This window comes from Klenkia sp. AC732 (genome assembly GCF_979256525.1).
Map to the genome: position 1 here is coordinate 1 of NZ_CEEDOS010000158.1, position 243 is coordinate 243.

Genomic DNA, 243 nt, shown 5'->3' on the forward strand with positions numbered 1-243 from the left:
TTGGAGTCCAGGGCGCGACCGACCAGCAGCCGGATGATCCGGTCGACGTCGACGGTGGGGTCGGCCATGTCCAGGGTCTCGACCGTCTGGCCGGCCCGGATGATCGTGGTGTGGTCGGCGATCGCGTCGATCTCGTTGAGCTTGTGCGAGATGATGATCGAGGTGAGCCCGCGGTCCTTGAGGCCGCGGATCAGCCCGAGCAGGTGCGCGGTGTCGGTGTCGTTCAGCGCCGCGGTGGGCTCG

1 pseudogene is annotated in these 243 nt (G+C 68.3%); it reads right to left on the reverse strand.

Features of this window, described 5'->3' with window-relative positions:
* Positions 1-243: pseudogene (locus AC0IVP_RS22090) on the reverse strand (ABC transporter ATP-binding protein); the annotation flags it as partial.